General features: G+C 73.7%; 4 protein-coding genes. 3 read left to right on the top strand and 1 reads right to left on the bottom strand.

Annotation, left to right across the window (positions count from 1 at the left end):
- Positions 1-17 precede the first annotated feature (17 nt).
- From SSBG_RS12985 to SSBG_RS12975, 3 genes are all read left to right on the top strand, one after another.
- Positions 18-608, top strand: coding sequence for an FABP family protein (locus SSBG_RS12985; RefSeq protein ID WP_037871413.1), 591 nt, complete (start codon positions 18-20; stop codon positions 606-608).
- A gap of 84 nt (positions 609-692) precedes the next feature.
- Positions 693-1,169, top strand: a complete 477-nt coding sequence (locus tag SSBG_RS12980) for a Fur family transcriptional regulator (RefSeq protein ID WP_008746597.1) — start codon at positions 693-695, stop codon at positions 1,167-1,169.
- Between the two features lie 34 nt (positions 1,170-1,203).
- Positions 1,204-2,184, top strand: coding sequence for a YgfZ/GcvT domain-containing protein (locus SSBG_RS12975; protein WP_008746596.1), 981 nt, complete (start codon positions 1,204-1,206; stop codon positions 2,182-2,184).
- A 49-nt stretch (positions 2,185-2,233) separates the two neighbouring features.
- Here SSBG_RS12975 and dtd read toward each other — a convergent pair whose 3' ends face one another.
- Entirely contained in the window at positions 2,234-2,659 is a 426-nt protein-coding gene (gene dtd, locus SSBG_RS12970) for a D-aminoacyl-tRNA deacylase (protein ID WP_037871412.1), read from the bottom strand.
- Positions 2,660-2,776: the final 117 nt, after the last annotated feature.

The following is a 2,776-nucleotide window of genomic DNA, read 5'->3' as shown; positions in this document are numbered from 1 at the left end:
CCGCCGCACCCCGAGAGATCGCTGAGCACGCACGCCATGATCCAGACCCCTCCGACCTCCACCGCGACCTCGTCCCCCTCGCCTGGCCCCTCGGCGACTGGGCCGGCGCGGGCGTCTTCGACTTCCCCGGCGCCGAGAAGTGCAATTTCGGGCAGGAGCTGTCCTTCCGCCACGACGGCAGGGACTTCCTGGAGTACACCTCGCACAGCTGGGTGCTCGACAAGGACGGCGACAAGGTGGGCCCGCTGGAGTCCGAGTCGGGCTTCTGGCGGGTCGGCAAGGACCGCCAGATCGAGACCGTCATGACCCGTGACGCCGGGGTCGTCGAGGTCTGGTACGGGCAGCTCGCCGAGGGCAAGCCGCAGATCGACCTCGTCACGGACGCCGTGGCCCGCGTCGAGGCGGCGGCCCCCTACAGCGGCGGCAAGCGCCTGTACGGGTACGTCAACGGCGACCTGCTGTGGGTCGGCGAGAAGCAGACGCCCGAGGTGAGCCTGCGCCCCTACATGTCCGCGCAGCTCAAGAAGGTCGTGAGCCCCGAGCAGGTCGCCGAGATGGCCCGCAACCTGCCGGACATGCCGGACGACGGCATCGCGTTCTTCAAGTAGGCCGCCACGCGCGCTGATCCCCGGGGCCGGGGCCGCCTTCCGCGGTCCGGTCCCGCTTTCCGCGCCCGTGCCTACACTGGTCGGGTGGTGAGCACCGACTGGAAGAGCGACCTCAGGCAGCGCGGCTACCGGCTGACGCCGCAGCGCCAGCTCGTCCTGGAGGCCGTGGACGCGCTCGAACACGCGACGCCCGACGACATCCTCTGCGAGGTGCGCAAGACCGCCTCGGGCATCAACATCTCGACCGTCTACCGCACCCTGGAGCTCCTGGAGGAGCTGAACCTCGTCAGCCACGCGCACCTCGGCCACGGCGCGCCCACGTACCACCTCGCCGACCGGCACGACCACCTGCACCTCGTGTGCCGGGACTGCGCCGACGTCATCGAGACCGAGGCGTCCAGCGCCGACGCCTTCGCGCGCAAGCTCCGCGAGGAGTTCGGCTTCGAGACCGACCTCAAGCACTTCGCGATCTTCGGCCGCTGCCGCACCTGCCGCGAGGACCGCGAACCGGCCGCGGAGGATGCCGGGCCCGTGGAGCACACGCGTTCCCTGCCGGAATAACGCGGGCCCTGCCGGGGTCGTACCCTTCGTGGATATGAAGACGACCGAGTCGCAGAGCCCGCTCCTCACCCTTCCCGGAGCCGTCGCCGCCGAAGGCGTGGACGCCGGGGTCGCCGCGCACTACGGCGACCTCTTCCGCGAGCAACGCGCCCTCGCGGACGGGCGCGGCTTCGTCGACCTCTCGCACCGGGGCGTGCTCACCGTCGAGGGGCCCGAGCGGCTCGCCTGGCTGCACCTGCTCCTGACGCAGCACGTCAGCGAGCTGCCCGCCGGGCAGGCCACCGAGGCCCTCGTCCTCTCCGCCAACGGCCACGTCGAGCACCACCTCTCGCTCGTGGACGACGGCACGACGACGTGGCTCCACGTCGAGCCCGGTACGCGCGAGGCGCTGGCCGCGTACCTGGAGAGCATGAAGTTCTTCTACCGCGTCGAGGTCGTGGACCGCACCGAGGAGTACGCGGTCGTGCGCCTGCCCGCCGGGTCGATCACGCCGAGCCCCGAGGGCGCCGCCGTCCGGGAGACCCCGGAGGGCCGGGACGTCTTCCTGCCCCGTGCGGAGCTGGCCGCCTTCGCCGGGGCCGCGGGGCCCGCGATCGGGCTGCTGGCCCTGGAGGCGCTGCGCGTCGAGGCGCACCTGCCCCGGCTCGGCTTCGAGACCGACCACCGCACCATCCCGCACGAGGTCGGCTGGCTCGCGCGCGCCGTGCACCTGGACAAGGGCTGCTACCGGGGGCAGGAGACCGTCGCGCGCGTCCACAACCTGGGGAAGCCGCCGCGCCGCCTCGTCTTCCTCCACCTCGACGGCAGCGAGGTCCACCTCCCGCCGCACGGCGCCCCGCTGCGCCTCGCGGCGGACGGCGCCGAGAGCCGCGTCCTCGGCTTCGTCACCACCTCGGCCCGCCACCACGAACTCGGCCCGATCGCCCTGGGCCTCATCAAGCGCAACGTGCCGCTCGACGCGCCCCTCCTCGCGGAGGAGACGGCAGCGGCGCAGGAGGCCGTGGTCCAGCCGTAGCGGTACGGCGGGGGTGCGGGGCGGGGGCGCGGCACGCGGGCGCGGGCGCTCACATCTCCAGCAGGACCGTGAACGGCCCGTCGTTCGTCAGCGTGACCCGCATCGAGGCCCCGAACCGGCCCGTCTCGACACGCGCCCCCAGCTCGCGCAGGCACCGGACGACCTCGTCCACGAGCGGTTCGGCGACCTCACCGGGCGCCGCCGCGTTCCACGTGGGGCGGCGGCCCTTGCGCGCGTCGCCGTAGAGCGTGAACTGGCTGACGACCAGGAGCGGGGCGCCCGTGTCGGAGCACGACCTCTCCCCGCCCAGCACCCGCAGGCTCCACAGCTTCCGCGCGAGCTGGGCCGCCTTCGCCGGGGTGTCCTCGTGCGTCACCCCGACGAGGACGCACAGCCCCTCGCCCTCGATCGCCCCCACGACGTCCTCGCCGACGACGACCTCGGCCCCGTCCACTCTCTGCACCACCGCACGCATGGTCCCCATTGAACCGTGCCGCCGAACCGCGCCGTCCCGCAGGGCGCCGCGCGGGCCCGGGCCGCGCGGGCGTCCCGGCCCGGCCGCGCGGGGCGCCCAGGCCCCGGCCGTGCAGGG

Origin of the sequence: Streptomyces sp. SPB074 (assembly GCF_000154905.1) — a bacterium.
Classification (GTDB): Bacteria; Actinomycetota; Actinomycetes; order Streptomycetales; family Streptomycetaceae; genus Streptomyces.
The sequence above is the reverse complement of the archived record's forward strand: the minus strand, read 5'-3'. Positions and strand labels throughout refer to the sequence as shown.